The 23,618-nt window shown below is 60.9% G+C and carries 19 protein-coding genes; 10 read left to right on the forward strand and 9 right to left on the reverse strand.

All coding sequences use genetic code 11. The annotated features are described in order from the left end of the window. The first annotated feature begins 216 nt into the window (after nucleotides 1-216). The 5 genes from NSND_RS17130 to NSND_RS17150 all read left to right on the forward strand — a co-directional run bounded on the left by NSND_RS17130 (nucleotide 217) and on the right by NSND_RS17150 (nucleotide 6,416). A complete protein-coding gene (locus NSND_RS17130) occupies nucleotides 217-900 on the forward strand; it encodes an HAD family hydrolase (protein WP_080880149.1) in 684 nt (227 codons plus the stop codon). A 312-nt stretch (nucleotides 901-1,212) separates the two neighbouring features. Beyond that, the gene (locus tag NSND_RS17135; protein ID WP_080880150.1) at nucleotides 1,213-3,618 is read left to right on the forward strand and encodes a hypothetical protein; all 2,406 of its coding nucleotides are present in this window, start codon (nucleotides 1,213-1,215) and stop codon (nucleotides 3,616-3,618) included. Continuing rightward, the gene (locus tag NSND_RS17140; RefSeq protein WP_080880151.1) at nucleotides 3,615-4,643 is read left to right on the forward strand and encodes a phosphatidylserine decarboxylase; all 1,029 of its coding nucleotides are present in this window, start codon (nucleotides 3,615-3,617) and stop codon (nucleotides 4,641-4,643) included. Before NSND_RS17135 ends, NSND_RS17140 begins: the two co-directional genes overlap by 4 nt. Then, nucleotides 4,630-5,685: a prolipoprotein diacylglyceryl transferase family protein gene (locus tag NSND_RS17145; RefSeq protein WP_159450851.1), complete on the forward strand. Its 1,056-nt coding sequence runs from the start codon at nucleotides 4,630-4,632 to the stop codon at nucleotides 5,683-5,685. Before NSND_RS17140 ends, NSND_RS17145 begins: the two co-directional genes overlap by 14 nt. Continuing rightward, nucleotides 5,682-6,416 (forward strand): TRAP transporter TatT component family protein, encoded by a 735-nt coding sequence (locus NSND_RS17150; RefSeq protein ID WP_159450852.1) that lies wholly within the window; start codon nucleotides 5,682-5,684, stop codon nucleotides 6,414-6,416. The genes NSND_RS17145 and NSND_RS17150 overlap by 4 nt, the downstream gene beginning before the upstream one ends. A 96-nt stretch (nucleotides 6,417-6,512) precedes the next feature. Here the strand turns inward: NSND_RS17150 and NSND_RS17155 are convergent, their stop codons facing one another. Beyond that, nucleotides 6,513-8,120, reverse strand: a complete 1,608-nt coding sequence (locus NSND_RS17155; RefSeq protein ID WP_080880153.1) for an inorganic phosphate transporter — start codon at nucleotides 8,118-8,120, stop codon at nucleotides 6,513-6,515. A 191-nt stretch (nucleotides 8,121-8,311) separates the two neighbouring features. Here NSND_RS17155 and NSND_RS17160 point away from each other — a divergent pair, with 191 nt between their 5' ends. After that, a complete protein-coding gene (locus NSND_RS17160; protein ID WP_143833604.1) occupies nucleotides 8,312-9,085 on the forward strand; it encodes a hypothetical protein in 774 nt (257 codons plus the stop codon). Between the two features lie 6 nt (nucleotides 9,086-9,091). On the opposite strand, the gene NSND_RS17165 is transcribed toward NSND_RS17160, so the two are convergent. Beyond that, nucleotides 9,092-9,976 (reverse strand): SDR family oxidoreductase, encoded by an 885-nt coding sequence (locus NSND_RS17165; protein ID WP_080880155.1) that lies wholly within the window; start codon nucleotides 9,974-9,976, stop codon nucleotides 9,092-9,094. A gap of 153 nt (nucleotides 9,977-10,129) precedes the next feature. Here NSND_RS17165 and NSND_RS17170 point away from each other — a divergent pair, with 153 nt between their 5' ends. Continuing rightward, nucleotides 10,130-11,530 (forward strand): DUF4832 domain-containing protein, encoded by a 1,401-nt coding sequence (locus NSND_RS17170; protein WP_080880156.1) that lies wholly within the window; start codon nucleotides 10,130-10,132, stop codon nucleotides 11,528-11,530. Nucleotides 11,531-11,605: 75 nt separating this feature from the next. Here NSND_RS17170 and NSND_RS17175 read toward each other — a convergent pair whose 3' ends face one another. From NSND_RS17175 to NSND_RS17195, 5 genes are all read right to left on the reverse strand, one after another. Beyond that, nucleotides 11,606-12,529, reverse strand: coding sequence for an ATP-binding response regulator (locus NSND_RS17175; RefSeq protein WP_080880157.1), 924 nt, complete (start codon nucleotides 12,527-12,529; stop codon nucleotides 11,606-11,608). Between the two features lie 191 nt (nucleotides 12,530-12,720). Beyond that, entirely contained in the window at nucleotides 12,721-13,398 is a 678-nt protein-coding gene (locus NSND_RS17180) for an FKBP-type peptidyl-prolyl cis-trans isomerase (RefSeq protein ID WP_080880158.1), read from the reverse strand. Between the two features lie 310 nt (nucleotides 13,399-13,708). Then, entirely contained in the window at nucleotides 13,709-14,653 is a 945-nt protein-coding gene (locus NSND_RS17185) for a glutathione S-transferase family protein (RefSeq protein WP_080880159.1), read from the reverse strand. Nucleotides 14,654-14,751: 98 nt separating this feature from the next. Further along, complete coding sequence (locus NSND_RS17190; RefSeq protein WP_143833605.1) at nucleotides 14,752-16,779, reverse strand: ankyrin repeat domain-containing protein; 2,028 nt, start codon at nucleotides 16,777-16,779, stop codon at nucleotides 14,752-14,754. Nucleotides 16,780-17,076: 297 nt separating this feature from the next. Next, nucleotides 17,077-17,571: a hypothetical protein gene (locus NSND_RS17195; protein WP_080880161.1), complete on the reverse strand. Its 495-nt coding sequence runs from the start codon at nucleotides 17,569-17,571 to the stop codon at nucleotides 17,077-17,079. A gap of 186 nt (nucleotides 17,572-17,757) precedes the next feature. Here NSND_RS17195 and NSND_RS17200 point away from each other — a divergent pair, with 186 nt between their 5' ends. Beyond that, nucleotides 17,758-18,663, forward strand: a complete 906-nt coding sequence (locus tag NSND_RS17200) for an NmrA/HSCARG family protein (protein ID WP_200810551.1) — start codon at nucleotides 17,758-17,760, stop codon at nucleotides 18,661-18,663. Nucleotides 18,664-18,684: 21 nt separating this feature from the next. On the opposite strand, the gene NSND_RS17205 is transcribed toward NSND_RS17200, so the two are convergent. Beyond that, nucleotides 18,685-18,915 carry a hypothetical protein gene (locus NSND_RS17205; protein WP_080880162.1) on the reverse strand — a complete coding sequence of 77 codons (231 nt, stop codon included), beginning with the start codon at nucleotides 18,913-18,915 and terminating at the stop codon, nucleotides 18,685-18,687. A 204-nt stretch (nucleotides 18,916-19,119) separates the two neighbouring features. On the opposite strand from NSND_RS17205, the gene NSND_RS17210 reads away from it, so the two are divergent. Further along, nucleotides 19,120-19,395: a hypothetical protein gene (locus tag NSND_RS17210; RefSeq protein WP_080880163.1), complete on the forward strand. Its 276-nt coding sequence runs from the start codon at nucleotides 19,120-19,122 to the stop codon at nucleotides 19,393-19,395. A gap of 189 nt (nucleotides 19,396-19,584) precedes the next feature. Further along, nucleotides 19,585-21,048, forward strand: a complete 1,464-nt coding sequence (locus tag NSND_RS17215) for a high affinity choline transporter 1 (protein ID WP_080880164.1) — start codon at nucleotides 19,585-19,587, stop codon at nucleotides 21,046-21,048. A 186-nt stretch (nucleotides 21,049-21,234) separates the two neighbouring features. Here the strand turns inward: NSND_RS17215 and NSND_RS17220 are convergent, their stop codons facing one another. Further along, nucleotides 21,235-23,595, reverse strand: coding sequence for a hybrid sensor histidine kinase/response regulator (locus NSND_RS17220; RefSeq protein WP_080880165.1), 2,361 nt, complete (start codon nucleotides 23,593-23,595; stop codon nucleotides 21,235-21,237). Between the last annotated feature and the right edge of the window lie 23 nt (nucleotides 23,596-23,618).

The raw sequence follows: 23,618 nt of genomic DNA on the forward strand, positions 1-23,618 counted from the left end.
CCGGAGGATTCCTATGATGATGGGCGATGTGTACGCAGACTGCAAGCGGGCTGCGAGGCCGGCCACGCGGCGGCTGTCAGGGGCCAGGCCGGAGGTATCAGTCGGACCATCGTATCGGCACAGGATTACAACCAGGTAAGGAGATGATTAAGTTCTTATGAACCATGCGCAGGCCGGTTGTGTCGATTAGCCGTAACCAGGTATGGGTGGAAACACATGGCCACGATCAAAGCAGTCATGTTCGATTTCGACGGGGTGTTGTTCGACACCGAGCCGCTGCATTTCGAGATGTTCCGCCAGGTGCTGCGAATGGAAGGGGTGTCGCTTGCTCCGGACCGATACCATGCGCGCTATGTCGGGTTGACGGATCAGGCCTGCTTCCGCGCGGTCTTGACCGACTCCGGTTGGACCGCGGTACCGGCCGAGACTCTCGACCGACTCGTGCAACGCAAAACCGGTCTCATGCAGGAGGCGCTACGCAAGACGTTGCCTGTTCTGTCCGGCGTCAGGGAATTTGTCGCAGCCGTGACGGAGACCTGCCGTACGGCCATTGCATCCGGCGCGTTGCGCCAGGAAATTGCCTTGTGTTTGGAACTGGCCGGGATGACGTCGATGTTCGAGCATGTCTCGGCGGCGCAGGATGTTGGTCAGGGCAAACCCGATCCCGCCCTATATCTGCATGCGCTCGACGCGCTGAATCGGCGGTCGCCGCTAAGAGCCCACGAATGCGTGGCGTTCGAGGATACGCCGCACGGGATCGAAGCGGCCCGCAAGGCCGGGATGCGCTGCGTCGGAGTGGCGACGACCTTGCCAGAGAGTCGTCTGGTGCAGGCCGATCTTGTCGTCCCGTCGCTTCACGCATTGCCCTTAAGCCAGGTACTCGCTCATCTCTCTCCCTGAATCTCCCCCGGACTATTCATGAATGCCTGCTGCGTCGTCCGATCCTCTCGCCCGGCGGAGCTGTTCTCGTTCGCCCTCCTCGACGGACTGCACGTACGCCTGCGTCGGCCTCGCGTGGGAGCAGCCCCGGCGGGCTTCGGTCTCGCACGCCTCGCGACGGCATTCATGAGTAGTCCGGGCTAACGAATCGCCTCACCGCTGCTGTAATGTTACATAACATTTCTATGGGGATGAGGCGCTCGTAACAGACCGGCGGTAGGCTCGATCCGTATCAGCCGTAGATTTCTCCGGGTGATCATCGGGAGGTTGAGCATGAGCCGAACGACGACCATCTCCTCGAATTCCCCTCTGCGCCCGGCCGAGCCCCGTGGTGTGCTCGAAAAGGAGGCGGCGCAATTCCTTACCGGTCTCCCCGTTTTGCCGTTCTCCCACGATGACATCACGGCTGGTTCCGAGAGTGAGTTGCAGGCGGCGGTCTGCGGCATCTCCGAAGATGTCGATCTGGCGCGCACGATTCAGAGTTCCAATTATCTGCACAATATTCGAGAACGGACGGCGGCCGGCGAGAGTCCGAGAATCGTCATCAGGCAGCTGCAGGAGTTCCTCGCTTCGCCGGATGCGACCGTCTGGGAAAATTCGTGGGTGCGTTTTCCCCGGCGGCTCCTGAATCGAACCGCCGATCAACTCTTCGAGGGCGATCTCGCAGCCGACAAGCGTCATGCCAAGGGGCCGCTTCGGGCCGATGCTCATCGGTATCTGCTGACGGAGCAGGGCGAGGAGTGGGTCCGCCTTCCGATCAGTTACCTGCTGAAGCTCACGCTGGCCCAGGTGATCGAAGAAATCGAGCGGGATGCGCCGCTGCTCGCGATTGAGGGCCGACGGTTGCTGAATCACTTCCTGAACGACAACAGCTCACCCGAAACCTTCTCCTTCTACGTGTCTCCGATGGATCGGGCTCAGGGGATGGGAACCGGCATCGCGCGGGAAACGGCGGTCCGGTTTCTGTTCACGCATCTGCTGGCGTTGTATGCCAATCGGCAATTCGGTTTGCAGGAGAGCGGACAACAGGTGTTGGTCTATGCGTCACCCCATCCGCCGTTGCGGCAGCGCCGCCTCAACGGACTGGTGTCCGATGCCTTCTACCGCGAATTGTTCATGAACCCGTGCTTGTCGGGATGGGAGCGAGGCGAAGAGAAGTCTCAGTACATGGGGCTCTGTCATGAGGTGCTGTCGCGCAGTCAACTGAACGCCGTCGTCCGGTTGAAGGATGCGGGCATCATCACGCGCAACCTCGTCGTGTTGCCGTCCACCTCGAATATCAGCCTGGCCAACAACGGCACGCACCTTAGTTTGGGGAGTCGCATTCTGACGCAGGCGCTGCAATCCGGCGGGAACGCGTTTTCGGCTGTGCATGAAAAGGTCGTGGGCGACTTGGTGATCAAGATCGTGGAGCATTTTCTGCCGCTGTTTGCCGGCACCTATAGCGCGGCGCCCTACCGCATGAACTTTCGTGATTTCCATCCGGAAACGGCCTTGGGTTTCCTGCCGCACGAATTGGACTTTACCCATTTGCGTATGTTGTGGCGCCGTTGGAAAAAGAAGGCCGGTCTCTCGGTGTTCGGGCGCTCCATCACGCCGGTCGGTCCGTTGTGGGTGGATCGTGCCCTGAGCGCGCTCTTTCATTTGCGCGGCGATTTTCTTCCCGATTTTAGGTTGATCGACTACCTCGTGTCCCTGTTGTCGACCGATCAGAGTCCGGCCCTCAACGGGATCCAGGGAAATGATCTCCGGCTCAAACGCGATCTGGGGCAACTCGGGGTCTTCGACGAACGTATGTCGCTCTATCTGTTCTATAAGCTGCGCGAGGAGTCGGTGATGGGATTCTCCGGATTCGAGGGGCGGCAGCACAGTCTGTTCTCGAATCACCTGGACGATTTCGCCGATGCGGCAAGCCTGCAGGCACTGGTGACGGCGCTGGCCTTTCGCTACATTGCCGCCGGTTCGGTGACGCACGACGATATTCCAGACGATCCATTCACCGAAAGTGAGCGGCGACAGTGCATCTTCGCGTCGGCCATCGGCGTCGGGACGGTGAATGTGCGCGAAGGCGGACCGAACCGGTTCCTGGCGCGCATCTTGAGCAGGACCCAGAAAACCAGAGTCAGCCGCCGGTATGCAGGGAACCTGCGGGTCCGCGTCGATGATTACCGCCTGGCGCTTCTGGCGACGCTTGAAGAAGATGGTGCCGAATTGATCGAGGCATTTCAGTTTTCTGGGCATCTGGGTCGCCTGCGTCAACGACTGCTCGAACCGGAGAGCCACAGTACCGCCGGAAAGTTGACCAGGGGCATTGTGGATTCTATCGGTGCGGAAAATCCGATGCAGTTGTCCGGTGAGGAGTTCGCGCAGGCAGCGGAGGCCTATTACCGCCGTCAGTTACGCACCCAGTATGTTCGAGAGGGACTCGGCTGTGTTCGGGAGGATTTGCAGGCGATCGACGGGGGCGAGTCCGGGTGCGACAGGCGGTATCGCGGGATTGCGACGGCGGTGATCGGCCCCCGGTCAGCTGCGGATGTCCTCGCGGAAACCGAACAGGAATTGTTGTCCGAGACGGCGGACATCCCAGCCCTGCGCCGCTGTCTGGCCCTTTGTCTCCTTACGATTACCCGGGCCGGGGCGGCATCCCTCAGCCGGGGTGGCCGGTCGCTGGCCTCATGATTGCGCCGCATCAATACATCGAGCGTGAGACCCGCCTGATCAAGACCGAGCGGTTCTGCGGCGATCGGTGGCTCAATTGGGCGTATCGCGCCCTCTGGGAGGATGCGGGCTGGTTGATGAAGGCCTTAACCTCCCAACGTACGACACAGGTGTTGGGGTTCTTTAACTACGACCGGCCGTTTACCGCCACCCAGGCGGCGGTATCCAGGTGTGCCCGGGCCATGGAGATCGATCTCTCGGAATGCCTCGAGTCTCGCGATCGCCTGAATACTCTGCGACGTCTCTTCCAGCGGCGGTTGCGCTACTGGCAGGTACGCCCGATGGATGAGGATCCGCGGGCCATCGTGTCTCCGGCCGATGCCCGATTGTTGCTCGGGTCGTTTGCCGACGACTCTTCGCTCTTTCTCAAGGGGAAATTTTTCGACTATGACGAACTGCTCGGCATCGACCGGTCCCGATGGCTGCGTCTGTTTCGGCAGGGGGACTGGGCGATCTTCCGGCTGACCCCGGATAAGTATCATTACAACCACAGTCCGGTGTCAGGGCGGGTGCTGGACTGCTATGACATTTCAGGCCGCTACCATTCCTGCAATCCCGGCCCGGTGGTGGTGGCGGCCACACCGTACTCGAAGAACAAACGGGTGGTGACGATCATCGATACGGAGGTGCCGGGCGGGTCGCGCGTGGGGGTGGTGGCCATGATCGAAATCGTGGCGTTGATGATCGGCCACATCGATCAATGCTACTCCGCGGTCGCCTATGACGATCCCAGGCCCATCCAGGTCGGGATGATGATCGAAAAAGGACGTCCGAAAAGTCTCTATCGTCCGGGAAGCTCAACCGATGTGTTGCTGTTTGAGCCGGGCCGGGTGGCGTTCTGTGAAGACCTTGTCCGGAATCGGTTTCGTCCCGGGGTGGAGAGCCGGTTTTCTCAAGGATTTGGTCGGGCGCTCGTCGAGACGGATGTACGGGTGCGCTCCACGATCGGTTGGAAGCGCGAAGGATCATCTGATGGCCGTTCATGATGTGGCTGCCGCCCTGCTGATCCTGCTGTATGCGGCACTGTTCCGTTGGGCCTTTCGTGTGTTGCCGCGTGAAGGGTGGCAGGTGCTTGCGACGGTGCCGCAGGCGCGACGTCCGGACGGCCGGTGGATGGGCCTCAATCTGACCTATTATGGAGCGTTCACGGCCAGTGCGGTCGTGCTGGCCGTGGCGCTGGCCATCGTGCTCCTGGGGAGTGTGGCGGTGCCGTTCGACGCCATTCTGGGGCTGTCCGTGACGCTGTTGGGCGCCTGTGTGCCGGCGGCCAAAATTCTGGCCCGGCTTATCGAGGGAAAGACCAATACCTTCACGATCGGCGGCGCGTCCATGTTCGGCTTGTTTCTTGCGCCGTGGATTGTGGCGGCGATGAATGCCGGATTCCTGCCGAGGGAGGACGCCGTATTGCCGGTGACCGCCGTGTTGGCGACGGTCGCGATTGCATATGCGTTCGGGGAAGGGACGGGACGTCTGGCTTGCCTAAGCTTCGGCTGTTGTTATGGCGCTCCGCTGAACCGGAGTCATCCGTGGATTGCCGGATTGTTTGTGCATCACCACACGGCGTTTGCGGGCGAGACCAGGAAGGCTGCGTATGAAAGCGGCCTGGAATCGGTGCCGCTGGTTCCCATTCAAGCGATGACGGCGGTGGTTTCGGTCGCGGCAGGTATGGCCGGTCTCTGGTTATTCTTTCGTGGCCGGATGGCGGCGGCATTTTTGTTCACCGTCGTGGTCACGCAGATGTGGCGGGTCGGATCGGAATGTTTACGCGCCGATTATCTGGGCGGCAGGAGGGTGTCGTGGTACCAGGTCCTGTCGCTCGCCGGTATAGCCTATGCTGCCTTCCTGGCTTTCTGGCTGACGGACGTGCCGTCCGTGCCGCCGGACGCGCTGCGCGGGATCCGACTTCTGTGGCACCCCGGCGTGATTCTATGCCTGCAAGGTCTGTGGCTCGGCTTGTTTTTTTTCACCGGCCGAAGTCGGGTCACGACGGCAACACTGTCGATGCATGTCGTGAAGGATCGGATTTGATTGCTTGGCGACCGTCAGGATATCGTCTGGTTGCCGTCCTCGTCCTCGCCTGTCTGTTGTTGATTGCTCCCGTGCGGGCGGAGCACGAATCCCTGCCGCCCGACTATCCGAATTCCCTGGAGCGTGAGCTGGCCGCCCTGCAAGCGAAGATTGCCACAGAGGGTGTCAGGCTCGAGCGGCTGATCGCAGGGGCTGACCTGTACCTGGACATTGCCGATGACCTGTTCGGGGACGACGTGCAGAAGCGTCTCGCCTATGAGGCGGCAGCGGAGATGGCGAGGCGCGCCTTACAGCTGGAGGAACGGAACGCTCAGGCCCATTTTCTGTATGCTGCGGCTCGCGGAAGCGCGGAGCGATTGAAGGGCATCGCCAATGCCGGGCTGGTGTTGGGGGAAATCAAGGAACATGTCCGTCGGGCGATCGAACTCGATCCGGGCCATGCGCAGGCGCTGCAAATGATGGGAGGCCTCTATGCGGAGTTGCCCTGGCTGTTGGGCGGTAGCGAGAAAGAGGCCGAATCGTATCTGCGGCGCGCGATTGCGGCGGACGGACGTTATACCAATGCCCATCTCATCCTGGCTCGACTCCTCATCAAACAGGGCCGATCCGGCGAAGCGCGCGCCCATCTCGACGCCGTGCTTCAGGTCGAACATCCACATTATCCCTACGCCTGGAAACGCAGATTCCGGCCGGAAGCAGAACGATTGCTGAAGGCGCTTCTCTCTTCCTGATCGATCCCTCGGCAGTCGAAGACCGAACGGCCGGTTGGCGCCGGCTTCCTAGATGAGTGCCTGTGCCGAATGTTTGGCCATAAACCGCCGCGCGGGTCACGCAAAATGGCGAAAAACCCAAAACAGGGATCCTGCCAGTACGATGGACGCAGGGAGAGTCAGGACCCATGCCAATGCCAGATGCCGGACGGTCTGCCACTGTAATCCCGACCGATTAGCGGCCATGGTTCCCGCCACGCCGGAGGACAACACCTGCGTCGTGCTGACCGGCAGCCCGAAGAGATCTGCCGCGCCGATGGTCGTCATCGCGACCAATTCCGCGCTGGCGCCCTGGCCGTACGACAGATGCGTTTTCCCGATCTTCTCTCCGACCGTAACCACAATGCGTTTCCAGCCGATCATCGTGCCCAGCCCCAGCGCGATGGCCACGGCGGCTTTGACCCACACGGGGATGTACTTGGTGGCGCTATCCAACATGGATTTATAGTGGAGCAAGATGTCTCGGTCCGCTCGCGCAAAGGCAGGCTCACGGGTTTTGTCCATCCAACGCAGGGATTCGCCCAACAGGTACATGTCGTTTCGCACGTTGGAGGTCTGTTCCGTCGGGATCTGGGCAACGGTGGCATAGGAGGCAATCTGTGTGCGGACTATGCCGCTCAATGCGCGAAGAGCCGGCAAGGTGTCCGGGCGAACCTCGTGGGTGCGAAGGTATTCTGCGACGATTTGCCGCGGGTCGGCCGGAGTGGTGGTCGCCTTGCTGTAGCGCTGGAACACGGCTTCCGATTTACTCGACGCTTCCACGAAGGCAGGTGTGTATGAAATGTCCACGGTGCGATTGAGCGCATAGACCGTCGGCACGGTTCCGATGAGGATCAGCATGATGAGACCCATGCCCTTTTGTCCGTCGTTGGACCCGTGGGCAAAGCTCACACCCGTGCAGGTGAGAATGAGCAGACCCCGGATCCACAGGGGCGGCGGCGTTTTGCCGCGCGGCGGTTTGTATAACTTCTCGACGGGGACGGCCTTCATGGCGATCAGGAGAAGGAACGCGGCGGCGGAGAATCCGATGAGCGGCGAAAGCAGAAGGGATTTGCCCACGTTGAGGGCCTGTGTCCAATCGACGCCGCTGGTATTCGTCCCGCCGGCTGCCATCAGCTGGTTGGTGATTCCGACGCCGATCACGGAGCCGATCAGTGCATGCGAACTGGAAGAAGGCAGACCCAAATGCCAGGTCCCCAGGTTCCAGAGAATGGCGGCGATCAGCAGCGCAAACACCATGGCGAAACCGGCCCCGGCGCTCACTTGGAGAATCAGCTCGACCGGCAGCAGGGCGACGATTCCGAATGCGACTGCCCCGGATGCAAGCATGACGCCGATAAAGTTCCACATGCCGGACCAGGCCACGGCGAGATGCGGCGGCATGGAATGCGTATAGATGACGGTCGCGACAGCGTTCGCCGTGTCATGAAACCCGTTGACGAATTCGAAGCCGAGCGCGATCAGCAGGGCAAACCCGAGCAGGATAAACGGCCAGACTGAGGAGGCGCGAACATCGGAGAGATCCGAGGTCAATTCACCGGCGACGTAGATTCCGCCGATCGTGAGCAGGATCAGGATGAGGAAGAGGCCGATTTGCGAAGTTCCTCCTTCGAGAGTGGTCTCGAAGGAATCGACAGCGGCGGTTTCGATGGGGGGCGGTGTCATTCAGGGTTCCTTTCTGCGGAGAGCCGCTGCCGAACCGTTAACGGCCTGAGAGTCTGGCAGGATGTCGTTACACCTCGCTGTGAGCCGGATTAAGATCAGGTTAACTGTGGAAGACGGACGCTCGCCTCCGGGCAGGGGTTTGTTTTATCATCCGACGGAAGAAAGCCGGAGGGACGATGGACGCGACGCACATGAGGCTGGGAGTTTTGATCGGTGCGATCATGCTGGTTGGCTGGGTTGCCGGTTGCGGAAGCTCGGCAAAACTCATGTCCGGGCTCAGTATCGAGGAGTTGAAGCCGGTGCCGGGCATCCTGCCCAGCGCGAGGTTGATCAGGGGCACGATCAGCAGTTTCTCCGGCGATCGTGTGGAGGTTGAGACCGGGGAACGGGCTCCGCGCTACCTGTCACTCGAAGCCGGCGGGGACGAGGCGCGTGGACTGCAGCCGGGTGGGGCCGTGGAGATCATGGTCAACGATCGCGACGAGATTGTCGCCTATCAGCGACCTGCCGATCAGCCGCCCACGAAAGTCTTCCGCGGCTCGCTGGGGAGATCGTTCAACCCTCAGAAGGAACGAGTGACGATTCGCCTCGATACGGGGCGGGATGTGGGGTTCTATGCGCGCAGGGTCGCCATGGAGAAACTGGCGGCTCTTGAGGTCGGCGAGACGGCCGATTTTGCCGTGGATCGAGCGTATCTCCTCGTCGATGTGTTTTCGTTGGGCAAGCCCCGTGAATTGGCCCCTGAGTCTTCGTCACGCGCGCCGCACCATCGCCTGCAAGGCGCATTCGTGACGATCGGTGACGGACGGATGCGCCTCAGGATGAAGATCGATGACATTCAGTCCTTTCCCGTTCGGCCGTTGCTGCAGCCCGCGATTGAACAGCTCGCTCCCAACGAACTGGTATCGGTCTATCTCGATGCGCAGGGGCAGGTGATCGATATGGTCAGAGCGACCCGGCGTTGAACGACGTCAGCGGCGCGGGGGAAGCTTCACGATCCGGGTGAGCAGCCAGTCATTCAGGCGATCCGGCAGGAGCAGCGCCAGGTAGGCACGGATGGCGGCGTCCGAGCCGACGAGATAGCGTGTTTTCGGCCACCTCGAACGCAAGGCATGCGCCACGGTTTCGGCCACGACGCTCGCCGGTTGTGCCTGTTCACCGGCCGCAGTGGCCGCGTCCTTGATGCGAGTGAAGCCTTCCCGGTACATGCCCTTGAGGTCCTGCCCCCAGGCTGCCTCCCAGGCATCGACTTCTTTTCTGGTCTTTTTCCAAATGGGCGTGGCGATGGCGCCGGGCGCGATGAGTGCGACGCGGATGCCCCAGGGTTGGAGTTCCAGGCGCAATGCATCGGTGATCGCTTCCAGCGCATGTTTCGACGCGGCGTAGGGGGCCATGAACGGCATGGAGGCCCGTCCGGCGATGGAACCCATATTGATGATGCGTCCTCGCCCGGTGCGGATCAATGGGAGGAACGTTTGCGTGACCGCGATGAGGCCGAACACGTTGACTTCGAATTGCCGCCGCCAGTCGGCGAGGGGCAGGAGTTCGATCGGCCCCGCGACGCCGATTCCGGCATTGTTCACCAGACCGGCGAGGCCGCGTTCTCCAACCATGGCTGCCACGGTATGACTGGCTGCCGAGATCGAGGCCGCATCGGTGACATCGAGGCGAATCGGCATGAGTCGCGGTCCGGCTTGTTGCTGGAGCCGTTCTCCGTCAGCGGAATGACGAACGCCTGCGAAGACACGGTACCCCAGCTTGTCGAGCGCCAACGCACACGCGGCCCCGATGCCGGTCGAGGCGCCGGTGATGACGACGGAGTCGGATTGCGGCGATTGTGAAAACCAATTCAGCATATCGAGGCCGGTTCTTTCCGGCCGGTCGCGTACCCTATCATAATTTACGGCGCGACCCTACTCCCGGTTTCATCCGGCGGGGATGACCAATAAGCAGGGCCGCAGGGCGGAGGTCGCCTGAGTGGCGGTCGGGGTTTCGTCCAAGGAGGACATATGCGAGGACTAATGTGGCGTGCCGCGACGTTGGTGATGCTCTTGCTGGGCACAGCCGGCTGTGCCGATTCACTGAGCGGCCTGTCGGGGTCGGGGGTGGCGAAGGGGACCGGGCAGACCGTTACTGTTCATCCCCGTGAAATCGATGAGGTGCTGGACAACCCTGGAATGGGCTTTGCCGATTTTCATTTCGGGTTCGGACATCCGCCGGCACCGGAAGAGTATCCCCATACGACCGTCGCCTATTTTCGTTGGCCCTGGGCGGAACTCGAACCGAAGGAAGGTCAGTACAACTTCGCCCTCGTGGATCGTGTGATCGAGCAGGCCAAAGCCAAGGGAGAGACACTCGCCATCCGCATCGTGTCCGAATACAAAACCGGCTCGCCCCAATGGTTGCTCGACAAGGGGGTCGGGAGTGTGAAGGAGTCCGACGGCATTTTCCCCGACTACAACCATCCCGTTTTTCTCGACTACCATGAGCGGCTGATCCGCGCATTCGGTGAACGCTACGGCCGCTCCGTCGATATCGATCATGTCGACATCGGGTCCATCGGATGTTGGGGCGAGTGGAATACGGTGTGTTGCGAAGGTGTGGAAGCCCAGTGTAAGGCATTCTTTCCGACCGAGGCGAATCAGATCGCCATCACGGACTGGTACCTGAAATATTTCGCAGGCACTCCGTTGGTGATGCTCCACGGCGGACAACTGAAGTATGCGGCCTCGCACGGCGCCGGTTGGCGCGGGGATTGTTTCGGCGATTACGGCTATTTCAGTCCTGACTGGAATCATATGGAACACGCCTACCCTCCGGTACTCGAAGAGGCGGTTATTGCGAATGCCTGGAAGCGTGGGCCGGTTCAGATGGAGGTCTGCGGGTACATTCACGAGTGGTACGATCGCGGGTTCGATCTCGACCGTATTCTGAATCAGGGCTTGGAGTGGCATCTCTCGGTGCTGAATGCGAAGTCGAAGCCGGTGCCTGCCGCCTGGCGACCGCGGTTCAATGAATTTTTGAAAAGGATCGGGTATCGCTTCGTCTTGCGCGAACTGACGCATTCAGCGGAGAGTCACCCCGGCGGGCCGCTCGTCCTTCAGTCGCGTTGGGAGAATAAGGGGGTGGCGCCGATCTACCACGCCTGGCCGCTGGCCTATCGGCTACGATCGAGCTCGGATCAGGTTGTGGCGCAGTGGACCAGTCCTGCCGATCTCAAGCAATGGCTGCCGGGACCTTCGCCCCGGGTCGAGGATACGGTGGTGGTGCCGGAGACCCTGTCCGCCGGTTCCTATGCGTTGGATGTGGCGATTCTCTCTGAAGATGCCCTCTCCGCCCATGTCGAGTTGGCAATCGAGGGGAAACGAGCAGACCGGTGGTATGCGCTGTCACGCGTGGAGATTCGTTGATTGCTCGGCCTGGTGTGAGTCTGTTCGTCCGGTATCGGTGTTATGAGAGGCGGATCGTTGTGGTGGGAGGCGTCGTTACGCGACCAGTGCCGGCGCGACAGTCCCAAGCTGAAGCGCCGTGATCACCTGGTTGCCGTTCCCGCGATACTCGATCCGATCGAAGCTGACTTTGTTGGCCATGGCGATCCCGCGGCCATGGGTGTCGAAGGCTCGCTCGGGGTCGAAGTTCAAATACTTCCGCCACTCGAATCCCTTGCCCTGATCGGTAATGTGCAGGGAGAGTTTGTCTGGATGGCGGACAAAGTGTGCCGTGGCCTCGCGGGACGAGTAGAGGGGATCGCTCAGCCGTCGCTCGATTTCATTGTCCAGCCGTTCCTCTTCGATGAGGCGTGATTTCTCTTTATAGCCGATATTCAAGTTGCCGTGTTCGATCGCGTTCAAGGTGAGTTCGAGGATGCCGGTGACCACCCGATTGGCATCGGGATAGGCATGCGCGAGCAGCATCGCCAGGTTTTTCGCCTCTTCAGGCGTTTTGAACCGGAACGTTCCCGAGTTCAGCAGGCGCATGGTCGTGGTGGTCCGGCGCAGGTCCTGTCGTACGTCCAGGTAGCTGATGTGATCGCGGACTGCCGCATCGACGATGGCTTGCAGGGTCGCTTTGTCGAACGGCTTTGCCAGGTAATAGTAGGCTCCTGCCTGGAGTCCTTCCAGGGTCTGCTGATGTGTGGAGGCCGCCGTCTGCATGATCACGGGAATCTGGCTCAAGACGGTATGATGCTTCATCCTGTGGAGGACTTCCATTCCGTCCATCTCGGGCATGATACGGTCCAGGAGGACGGCGTGGAATCGGTCCGGTTCTCGTTCCAGCATGTTCCAGGCTTGGACGCCGCTTTGTGCCGTGGTGCACGAATATTCCTTCTCGCGTAGGAATTCGAGCAGGATATTGAGGTTGAGTGGAGAATCATCCACGAGCAATAACTGTGTTTGCGGGAACAGCATGATCCGTGGCACCTCCGGTTGCCGGCTTGGCCGTCGAGGTCTAGGGCAGAAGTCGTGGGCCTCGCATCGGAATACAAGGCACTGATAGCCCTATCGGAAGTCGACGGAGAATACTTAAGTGAGGGCTGAAAGAGGGGGAAATCGAAGGACTCGCCGGGGGATGAGCCCCGGCAGAGTCCTTTCGGAAGGGGCTACTGCTTGACGATGTCCAGCAATTCCACTTCGAAAATCAGGGTGGCGCCGGGCTTGATGACCGGGGGTGATCCACGGTCCCCGTAGGCGATGCCCGACGGGCAGACCAGTTTGCTCTTGCCGCCGACCTTGATCAGCTGTACTGCTTCGGTCCAGCATTTGATGACCTGGTTCAGCGGGAAGGTGGCCGGTTCGCCGCGTTTGACCGAGCTGTCGAACACCGTTCCGTCGATCAGCGTCCCGTGGTAGTGGACTTTCACCGTATCGGTGGCCTTCGGGGTCGCGCCCTTGCCTTCCTTGATCGTCGTGACGATCGCACCCGATTCCGTTTTCTTCGCGCCCGACTCCGCCGCGGCCTTGGCCAGGAATCCTACTCCGGCTTTCTTTTCGACCTCGGCCAGCGCCGTGGCGCGTACCTGCTGCATCTGTTGAATCTTCGGACCGTACACTTGCAAATCGACCTTTTGGGGATGTTTCAAGACACCATCGACCAAACCGGCTTTCACGAATTCCAGTTCGGATTCGTTCAAAGTAAACGGGCCGAGCGATTGGCTGATGGCCGCACCGAGGGCGTAGAGCGTTTTCTGCTCGTCGTTGGCCGGCTCAGGGGCGGCCGCCCAGCTGAGCGAGGATATGAGGAGCACCACTGCGGAGACGGCACCGGTCACATGACGCATAGACGATCCTTTCTGATGGAAAGCATGACTCTGCTCACCATATGCCAGGGAGCCTGTGCGGCTCAAGATAATTCTTGGGCAGGCTGCTGAAAACGGCCTCCCGCGTCGTTCTCGGCTCGTCAAAATCCTCGACGTACCCCTGCGGGTACGCCTCCGGTTTTGACTCGCCTGCGGCCTAGCGGGACGTCGTTTTGAGCAGCCTGCGAAGATTACGCAGACTTGTCTGTAGCCTTGCCGAATGGACGGCCTGTCTGGCGTCCAGGATGGGTAAGTATGTCGTCTGTTTCAGCAGTCTTGCCGTGAGGTGCGGTCAGGAGAGCGTATCACGTCCGTGCGGGCTCTCCAGATCCAGTTGCGGTCCGATGGGGACGATGCGGGTCGGGTTGATGTCGTCATGGGTCACGTAGTAGTGCCGCTTGATATGGTCGAAATCCACGGTCTCCGCGATACCCTTCACCTGGTAGAGGTCCCGAAGGTAGCCATAGAGATGGGGGTAGTCGACGATGCGCCGGAGGTTGCATTTGAAATGCCCGTGGTAGACGGCATCGAACCGGAGCAGCGTGACAAACAACCGCCAATCGGACTCGACGAATTGGGCACCGAAGAGGTAGCGCCGGTCGCGGAGCCTCGTGTCGAGTTGATCCAGCGCAACGAAGACTGAGCGCGCGGCGCGTTCATACACCTGTTGGGAGGTCGCAAAACCGGCGCGGTAGACCCCGTCGTTCACGCGCTCGTATACAAAGTCGTTCATCTCGTCGATCTGCGGACGGAGAGCTGCCGGGTACAGGTCCAGCCGGCTGGTGGTGAAGCGATTGAACTCACCGTTGAAGATTCGCATGAGGTCATCGTCGGAATTGGTCACGATTCGTTTTGTGACCGTGTCCCACAACACCGGAACCGTCACGCGGCCGTGGTAATTGGGGTCGGTGGCACGATAGGCCTCGCTGAGGAAGTGAAACCCATTGGTCGTATCCAGGGAGTGACCGGGGCCGTTGTGAAAGGCCCATCCCTGGTCGTCCCGGATCGGGTCGACCACGGTCATGCCGATCACCTCGGTGAGCCCTTTGAGCGCGCGGACGATGATGGTGCGATGCGCCCAGGGGCAGGCGAGGGAGACGTAGAGATGATACCGCCCGGCTGCGGCCGGATATCCGGAGCGGCCGTCCTCGGTGACCCAGTGGCGAAACGCGTCGGACTGCCGTTTGAATTCGCCCGTGCCGGTCTGTTCATTCGGAAACTGGGGTTGTGCCCTCATTGCACGATTCTCCTTGGGAGTTCTACCTTAGTCAGAATCAAGGGGGCTCGTCAATTGTCGATAGGGTCGCGCGATGTCGTGGTGCCTCGAATGTAAGGTCATTGTCGTTCGGTGTGTGCTGGGTGGTGGGGCGCTGCGAGGTCCCATCCGACGGAAAAGAGTACGAGGAGACCGGCGGCGGTGGTCTGCTTCGTGCGGGCCGTGGTTTCCCGAGCCGGCAGGGGCTCGTTCGCGATGAGGCCGTCGCCTAGGACTCGAGCATCGAGATCGAGCGTGCCGCCGATACCGACATTGAAACTGTATTGGTCCTGTCGATGCGGCCGGTATCCCATCATCAGGCCGAACCCCACGGCGTCGATGATCCGCGACCCCGGCGCGACCGTGAGAAACGGCCCCCAACTCCAACGTTGCTCGTCCCACCGGTCGATCCAGAGGTGCATTTCCGGCATGAAGCGCACCAGATCGTTTCGTTCATTGTCGATGCGGACGATACGGTTGACGACTGTGACGGAATCCACCCGTCTCGGGCCAAGGTTATGTGTCCATCCGAGGCCGAGCCCGAAGCCGAGGCGCTGAAACATCCATGGACGTTCAGCGTCCGTGTCCGGCGGATTCTCCTTCTTGTCCGTGGCGGGAGCCAGGGTCGGCAGCGGTGTGCGGTCAGTCGAGGGACCGGTCGCGCCTGTCTGCGGAGCAAGAGCTGCCGCAGAGGAGGAGTCGGCTGAAGCGACAAGCGGAGCGGAGTGAGGGCGCGTCGAATCAGTGGATGGAGTGAGCTGGGGCGGTTGCCGCGGTCTTCGTCTTTCCTCCGCAGGCTCGATCGCTGGTGTCCAGGTACGACGCTGTTGATCCGCCGACGGTGAAGCCGCAGGTTTGGTCTCCACCTGGGTATCGACGGCGGCGATCAGTGGTGTCGGCGTCGGTGATGGCGTAGTTGGAGGATGTACCGTGTTCTGCGGTGTGAGCGACTTGGTCGGCGGCATGTCGGATACCTGCGGGGACAACGGTGTCACCGTGTCAGCGGGTGGTTGGGATTCAGTGGGCAGAGGTTGCGAGGCGATTGCCTTACTGGCTTCGGGATCTCTTGTGGGACCGGTCGCGATCGGCGGCGCCGGTACCGGACCTGTGTGCGGCCTGGAAGTGGCAACAGCGGGCGAAGTGGCCGCCGAAGTCCCCTCAGGTGCGGGAGAGAGGGATTCCGCAGCGGTCGAACCGGTGGAGGATTCCGTCGCTGGAGTGGATGGGGTGGGGATGACTGCGATATCCGGTTGCCTGTCGTCCTGCGCCGACATGTCTGTCGGCGGATTGAGCGACGGTACGGCTGGAAGCGGGGCCGCGCTTCGAGACGGCGCCGGAGGGTTACTCTGGACCGCGCTTGAGAGTGTCCCCAGATCCGGAGCCGCCATGCCGGGAGCTGTCTGTGGACTTTCTGCCGTCGCGGCGGACGATTGGGGCGTCGGCGGTATCTCGGCGGCTGGTATGGCCCGCACGGGTGTTCTGTTAAATGCGTGCCGGAGTGAACCATTGCTACTTTCGGTTGCCAGAGTGATCGGAGTTCTTCCGCTCGCATCTCTGAGCTCAGGATCGGCTCCATAGCGAAGGAGTATGTCGATCACGTTGGCTTGCCGGGTCAGCCGGTCCGCCCGGGATTCACCGGAGAGTTCCCAAAATCGCCTGACGGCCTGATGGAGCGGCGTGAATGCGAGGGCGTTCCGTGCCGAGGTCTGCGCCTCTGTGGCCAGGAGTGCCTCCACGCAGGGCACCTGCCCATAAAAACTCGCCTGATGTAACGCGGTATTGCCGGCTCGATCCGTTGTCTCAACCTCCGCATGCCGGTTGAGGAGTAGAGTGACCAGCGCCAGATTGCCCCTGCCTGCGGCTGTGATCAGTGGCGTCGCGCCCTGGGCGTCTCGTGCCTCGATATTCGCTCCCTGGTCAAGCAGCCGTTTGGCTTGGGCCGCGGTTCCTTCGGTGAGCGCCCTGTGGATCGAGTGGTCGGAATGGATGAGCGAGGCGTTCGGTTTGGGTTGCGGCTTATCGGGACGCGCGTGACTGACGGACGGGAGTCCGAAAATGAGAAGCAGGAAGGCGCAGGTAACGCCGGTGCTGTGGTGCAAGCGAAACACGGGTCCCCAACAAGGCAATTCAAGAGGTTCTCGGCCGGTGTATGGTTTAGCATACAGTCCGCATTGGCGTCACCTGAGTGTGCGACCGGGGTGGAACAATGTGATTAGCGAAGCCGCCGCTCGGTCTTGCATGGGCCGTTGGATGGGCAATGAATTGATGGTCGGGTCAGTCTTCAGGAAGAGGTGGGAGCGGCAGAGAAGGGATAACGCGGTGAGACCTTGCCAGGGGCGGACCCTCCGGTTGGAAGAGCACTGAGAGGATCACGTTTCAGCAGCTGTGGCGCCTATGGTCCGGGATTACCAACGTCTATGCCAGCGTCCATAGTAGGGCCGATAGTACCGTGGTCCCCAGGCGTAGGGCCGGCCATAGAACGGTGAGCCATAGAGCCATGGACGTCCGAGGTACAGGCCAAAACCCACAGACGGATATCCATAGAGCAATCCGGGCGCAACATAATTGTAGGTCGATACGGAAGAGGACTGCTCGGCCATCTGACGTTGAAGGTCGGCGGTCATGGCACTTTGCCGATCAGCCTGCTCTTTCAACTGGCCGACGGCGTTTTGCTGGACATGGACCTCTGCTTCCAGCTTCGAAATTTTGTCGCGCTGGATTTCGATAAACGCCTGCAGGCATCGCGTGTGCGCATCACCCGTGTAGCTTGAACATTCCCAGGGGCCGGAAGAGTCGGCGGCGTGGAGGGGAGGCGTGAAGAGGACGGTGCAGAAACCGACTGTGAGAAACGTGACCCAATGCCGAGGAGATTTCATTCGATCAGTCGTGAGACGTACCATGAGGTTCCTCCCTGGCTAGCTGGCTATAGCCTACCATCCCCGTGTCGGCGAAGACCAGGTCTGGGGCTAACCTTCTGAAACGAACCACGCGCTGATCGGTTGACAACCGGCTGCAGGGGAAGGATGCTCAGCGGCGGCAACCGGTTGTGGAAAGGAGAGGGGGAGAAATGGGACAGAAGCAGGTGATTGCGGTGGTCGGGGCGACGGGCGATTCTGGCCGATCCAAGCAGCGGCATGACGGTGCGGGCATTGACCAGGGATGTGAATTCGGACAAGGCCAGGGAGCTCGCGCGACTGGGCGCCGAGGTGGTCGCGGCCGACGTGCACGATGGCGAGAGTTTGAAGCGGGCGTTTGCGGGGGCTGCCGGGGTGTTTTGCGTGACCTTTTTCTGGTCGCATTTTTCTCCCGAAAAGGAATTTGCTGAAGCCGAGGCGATGGCCAAGGCCGCCAAGTCGGCAGGGGTCCCACATGTGATCTGGTCGACCCTCGAAGATACGCGTCGATGGGTTCCGCTCTCGGATAACCGGATGCCGACACTGATGGGCAAGTACAAGGTGCCGCATTTCGATGCCAAGGGCGAAGCGGATCAGGTGTTCAGGCAACTCGGTGTGCCGACGACCTTCTTACTGACGTCGTTCTACTGGGACAATCTCATCCACTTCGGCATGGGTCCGAAGAAGGGCCCGGACGGGACACTGGCGTTCACGCTTCCCATGGGCGAGGCGAGATTGCCCGGTATCGCGGCTGAGGATATCGGGAAGTGCGCCTTGGGGCTGTTGAAAAAACGGGATGCGTATCTGGGGAAGACCGTCGGAATCGCGGGGGAGCATCTCACCGGATCACAAATGGCCGTTGCGTTGACGAAGGCCCTGGGCCAGGAGGTGCGCTACAACGCGGTGCCGCCGGAGGTGTACCGGACATTCGGGTTCCCCGGAGCGGATGATCTGGGCAACATGTTTCAGTTCAAACGTGACTTCAATGCGCTGTTCTGTGGCGCACGCGAGCCGGCGATCGCCCGGGCGCTGAATCCCGGGCTGCAGACCTTTGCGCAGTGGTTGGAGGCGAACAAGGGGCGAATTCCCCTGTCGTAGACGGAGCCAGGTTCCTAACTGCTAAGCCGGCACTTTATGTGACGGCTTGTGCTTGGAAAGCTGACACGAGGGCGTGAAGGGATTGCAGCGCAGGCGGTGGATCTTGATCGTCCGAAGCTTCTCCGCTCCTGCCGTGATTCTCGGCTCGGGAGGGCGCTCGCCGTTCACGAGCAACGGAAACGAGGCCAGCGTCGTCAGGACGCAGATCGAAAGGACGGCCACCACCCATGCGAAGTAGAATGAATATCGCATGGCCTATTCGTACCATAGCGACATGAGATGTCAACGAAACCGTTGTTTTTTACCGTCTGTTCCTGTCGCTCAGGACGGAGGGGTCTGTTCCGGAAGTTTCCGTAGTCGGTTTCAGGAATTGCTCCGGTGTGGTCATTGGTAGACACTGTTGTGGTGGGCATCGGATTCCGCTGTCACTCACCAGTCTCACAAGGAGGACTCTCTATGAACAGGATGTCGATTTCCGCCGCGACTATCGCATTGGCTTTGTTCGGCCTCATGTCTGTCGGCTGGGCCGGTGAGATGAAGGCCAAGATGGAAGAGATGAAGGGCGACACAAAGGCGAAGGTTGAAGAAATGAAGGGGGAGGCCAAAGCCGCCGTCGAAGAAGCCAAGGGCAATAAGGTTCAGGCGGAAGTGGAGCGCGCCAAAGGCAAGGGGAACGCGGCGATGGAGAAGGCCAAGGGCAAGGTCAAGGAACTGAAAGCGAAGACGGAATAAGTTCGATCCTCCGATGCGGTGCGAGCGGCCTGCGCAAGGGGATGACGCATGCGCAGGCCGCCCCTAAGCCGACCGTGTGAGCGACTGCCGCGTTCCACCTGCCATTGCGCAGGCGCTTCCCTGCCGGTACAATCTCCCTCGCTCGTCACCCGCCGATGGGTGTGGTCTCACCGACGCGCGAATGACTCCATGCTCCTATCCTTCGTGATTCTCTATCTTGCCTGCTCGGTCGGGATCGGGCTCTACGCGGCGACCCGCGTGCATACCTCCAAAGACTTCGCCGTCGCCGGGCGCTGTCTGCCGCTGCCGGTGGTGACCGCCACGGTGTTTGCGACCTGGTTCGGCGCCGAGACTGTGCTCGGCATCTCCGCCACCTTTGTCAAAGACGGGTTGCGAGCGGTCGTGGCCGATCCCTTCGGATCGAGCCTCTGTTTGATTCTCGCCGGGTTGTTATTTGCCCGTCGACTGTATCGATTGAACCTTCTCACTATCGGAGACTTTTACCGGCTCCGGTACAATCGCACGGTCGAAGTCCTCTGCACCCTCTGCATCGTCGCGTCATACCTTGGTTGGGTGTCGGCCCAGATCAAGGCCCTCGGGCTGGTCTTCAACGTGGTCACGGACGGGGCGATGAGCCAGTCGGTGGGCATGGTGCTGGGAGCCATCATCGTCCTGACGTACACCACGTTCGGAGGCATGTTCTCGGTGGCGATTCTGGATTTTGTGCAGATCACCATCATCATGGGCGGCATGCTCTACATCGGCTCGGTCATCAGCGGATTAGCCGGCGGGGTGGAGCGGGTGGTGACGCATGCGGCCATGGCGGGGAAACTGGATTTTTTCCCGCCGGCGCGGATGGAGGCGTGGATTCCGTTTCTCGGCGCCTGGGTCACGATGATGTTCGGATCGATTCCGCAGCAGGATGTGTTTCAGCGCATCACATCGGCGCGGGACGAACGGACGGCGGTGCGAGGATCGGTGCTGGGGGGAACGCTCTATTTCTTCTTCGCGTTTGTGCCGATGTTCCTCGCCTATTCGGCCACATTGGTCGATCCGGCGCAGGTGGCGCAGTTGCTGGAACGGGATTCCCAACTCATCCTTCCCAATCTGATCGTGCAGCATACTCCGATCGTGGCGCAGATCATCTTTTTCGGCGCGCTGCTGTCCGCCATCATGAGTTGCTCGTCCGCCACGCTACTCGCGCCGTCGGTTGCGTTCAGTGAAAATATCGTGAAGGGCTGGGTGCCCACGATCAGCGATCAAGGGTTGTTGCGGGTGATGCGAATCGTCCTCGTCGGGTTTGCGGCCACGGTCCTGCTGTTTGCGCTCAATTCAGAGGCCAGTATTTTTAAGATGGTCGAGAGTGCGTACAAGGTCACGCTGGTGGCCGCCTTCGTACCGTTGCTGGCCGGATTGTACTGGGCAAGAGCCACGACGCAAGGGGCGGTGCTGGCTATCACTGTCGGGCTCGGATCCTGGTGTGGATCGGAGCTGACCGTCACGCTCGATCAGATCTGGCCGCCGCAGCTCGTGGGCCTGCTGGCCGCCGCCGTGGGGATGGTGGCCGGGTCCTTGCTGCCGCAATGGATCGAGCATCCGGCTGGATTGAGCGCGTCCGGGAACCGGCCGTCCCTTTCCTCGCCCGTCGAGTGAGCTAGGAGCCTGTCCGGCATTGACCGTTCGACTGCGGCAAACGATCCACGATCATTTGCGTCGTTCTCGGCCTGAAAAAATCCTCAACGTATTTCAGCGAATACGCTTCCGGTTTTTCCAGGCCTGCGGCCTCGCATCTGGTCGCGCCTTCTTCGCCTCGCTACGAAGGCCATGTCGGACAGGCTCCTAGGCGGGCGAGACTGAGTGAAGAATCTCGCGCACCATGCGGATCAAATCCTCGGGCGAGAAGGGCTTTTGCAAAAATGTCGTGTGGCCCTGAGCTTCATCTCCTGTGACAGGCGGGTTATCGCTGTACCCGGACATGTAGAGCACTTTCAGCTCCGCGAAGTGACTGCGGAGGCGCATGGCCAACTCTTTGCCGTTCATGCCGGGCATCACGAGATCCGTCAGCAGCAGGTCGATGTGCAGCGCGTTTCGTCGGATTAGATCCAGGGCCTGGAAGCCGTCCTCCGCTTCGTGCACCGTGTAGCCATGTGTGCGAAGAATATGCTGCGTCAGCAGGCGCACCGCCGGCTCGTCTTCCACCAGCAGGATGATTTCTGTCCCCGTCGTGTGGGCCGGTTCAGATTGAACCGGCGGGAGGGCTGTCAGTGGGGGGACGACTTCCGGCAGAAACACGGTCATGGTGGTGCCCTGGCCCACCGCGCTCTCGACCGTAATGGTCCCGCCGCTTTGGTGCACGATGCCATACACCGTGGAGAGGCCGAGACCGGTTCCGCGGCCCGGCGGTTTGGTCGTGAAAAAGGGCTCGAAAATCTTGGCCTTCGTGGCCGGGTCGATGCCGGTTCCCGTATCGTGCACCCGCAGACGCACATAGGTGCGGGCGGTGCGCGTGTCATGATCCGATCCCCAGACCGCTTCCCGGGAAACCTGGCGCGTATCGATGGTCAGCGTGCCTCCATGCGGCATGGCGTCGCGGGCATTCACGGCCAGGTTGAGCAGGACCTGTTCGAGTTGGACGGCGTCGGCTTTGACCCAGAGCGGAAGAGGGTCGAGTTGCAGGACGATCGAGATGTGCTCCCCGATCAGGCTCTTCAGCAGCGCCATGAGGTCACGAATCACCCGGTGAAGGTCCAGCGAGACCGGGTGGAGCATTTGTTTCCTGCTGAAGGCCAGTAACTGGCCGGTCAGTGCCGCACAGCGTTCCCCCGCGCGTTGAATTTCCTGAACAAAGTAGCGGGCCGAAGAGTTCTGGCTCAGTTCCTGGAGCAGCACCGCGCTATAGCCGAGGATGACGGTCATCACATTGTTGAAGTCGTGCGCCACGCCTCCCGCCAATCGCCCGACGGCCTCCATTTTTTGAGCCTGTCGCAACTGGTCTTCCAGTTCGCGGGCTTCCGTAATGTCTTCAGTGATCCCGCTCAGACTATCGACTTCCCCCGTCGCGGTATGGTGGATGACCATCCGGTCGTGAATCCATCGGACCTGCCCGTCCGGACGTACGATCCGATACAGCAGGTGCAGGTCGCGTCCGGTGGGATTCGCAATCTCCGCATCGTAGACCTCGCTGACGACCTGTTGGTGGTCCGGGTGGATAAAGTCCCGCCAGAGCTTCGGATTTTCATAGAATCGCGCGGCAGGCAATCCCCAGATCCGCTCGAAGGCCGGATTGACGTACAGGACCTGCGGCGGATTCGCCTGCGCAAACCACACGCCCTGGTTGAGATTGTCGGTGAGATAGTTGAATCGCTTTTCGCTCGAAAGTCGCGCGCCTTCCGTCCGCCGGTGTTCCCGGACCTCATTCTGCAGCCGCGCGTTGGCTTGGGCCAGGTCGGCCGTGCGTTCGGTGATGCGCTGTTCCAGATCGGTCTGCGCGGTGCGTAGTTGCTCTTCGATGACGCGCCGGTCGTGGATCTCTTTGGTGATGTCCTGATTCAGCCGTTCCACCGCTTCGGTGCGGGTCGTCAGCGACCGTGCCAGGGCCACCTTCTCCAGTTGCAGGCGCATCGAGGAGAGCAGCACGCGGTTGAAGTTCCAGGCCGAATGGATGGTGGCCAGGAGAAACAGGACGCCCATGCCTCCCATGATCAGATGGAACTCGTGTCCGCTGAGAAAGAGGTGTCCGAGGATTGGAAGTGTCAACGGAACCGCGTACCACAGAAACAGGGGAAACGAGACAGAGAGCACGGACACCGCGCCGGCCGTCATGCCGCCGAGCACGAACAGTTGGACCAATTCATAGGGGAGGGGAATGTCCAGCGTCAGAAAATACACGCTGCTGCCCCATCCGAATCCCGCCATGCTGGTGGTCACCAGCATCCAGCGGTGCCAGTCTGCGCTGCTCCAGCAGACCGGCAGCGCTCGCCGATAATTGACGATCAGGAGTGCCCGCGCGGCGGCGACCATCCACAGACCGACGACCCAGAGGAGCAGGGGCGTATGCGGAACGACGGACCATTCCACCGCCGCGAGAACGGCGGCATTGATGGCGCTCGCCAACACGCCGGTAGGCATATTGCGGTACAAGACCTGAACTTGTAGGGTGTGCAGATCCGGGGCCGGATCGGTGTGGGATGGGCGATCCATACGAAGGCCTCGCTCTGAAGCAG

It is taken from the genome of Nitrospira sp. ND1 (genome assembly GCF_900170025.1).
In the GTDB taxonomy this organism is placed as follows: Bacteria; Nitrospirota; Nitrospiria; order Nitrospirales; family Nitrospiraceae; genus Nitrospira_A.

Coding starts and splice junctions, on each gene's coding strand:
- NSND_RS17130 (WP_080880149.1), top strand. CDS start 217: ATGGCCACGATCAAAGCAGTCATGTTCGATTTCGACGGGGTGTTGTTC.
- NSND_RS17135 (WP_080880150.1), top strand. CDS start 1,213: ATGAGCCGAACGACGACCATCTCCTCGAATTCCCCTCTGCGCCCGGCC.
- NSND_RS17140 (WP_080880151.1), top strand. CDS start 3,615: ATGATTGCGCCGCATCAATACATCGAGCGTGAGACCCGCCTGATCAAG.
- NSND_RS17145 (WP_159450851.1), top strand. CDS start 4,630: ATGGCCGTTCATGATGTGGCTGCCGCCCTGCTGATCCTGCTGTATGCG.
- NSND_RS17155 (WP_080880153.1), bottom strand. CDS start 8,120: ATGACACCGCCCCCCATCGAAACCGCCGCTGTCGATTCCTTCGAGACC.
- NSND_RS17160 (WP_143833604.1), top strand. CDS start 8,312: ATGAGGCTGGGAGTTTTGATCGGTGCGATCATGCTGGTTGGCTGGGTT.
- NSND_RS17165 (WP_080880155.1), bottom strand. CDS start 9,976: ATGCTGAATTGGTTTTCACAATCGCCGCAATCCGACTCCGTCGTCATC.
- NSND_RS17170 (WP_080880156.1), top strand. CDS start 10,130: ATGCGAGGACTAATGTGGCGTGCCGCGACGTTGGTGATGCTCTTGCTG.
- NSND_RS17175 (WP_080880157.1), bottom strand. CDS start 12,529: ATGCTGTTCCCGCAAACACAGTTATTGCTCGTGGATGATTCTCCACTC.
- NSND_RS17180 (WP_080880158.1), bottom strand. CDS start 13,398: ATGCGTCATGTGACCGGTGCCGTCTCCGCAGTGGTGCTCCTCATATCC.
- NSND_RS17185 (WP_080880159.1), bottom strand. CDS start 14,653: ATGAGGGCACAACCCCAGTTTCCGAATGAACAGACCGGCACGGGCGAA.
- NSND_RS17195 (WP_080880161.1), bottom strand. CDS start 17,571: ATGGTACGTCTCACGACTGATCGAATGAAATCTCCTCGGCATTGGGTC.
- NSND_RS17205 (WP_080880162.1), bottom strand. CDS start 18,915: ATGCGATATTCATTCTACTTCGCATGGGTGGTGGCCGTCCTTTCGATC.
- NSND_RS17210 (WP_080880163.1), top strand. CDS start 19,120: ATGAACAGGATGTCGATTTCCGCCGCGACTATCGCATTGGCTTTGTTC.
- NSND_RS17215 (WP_080880164.1), top strand. CDS start 19,585: ATGCTCCTATCCTTCGTGATTCTCTATCTTGCCTGCTCGGTCGGGATC.
- NSND_RS17220 (WP_080880165.1), bottom strand. CDS start 23,595: ATGGATCGCCCATCCCACACCGATCCGGCCCCGGATCTGCACACCCTA.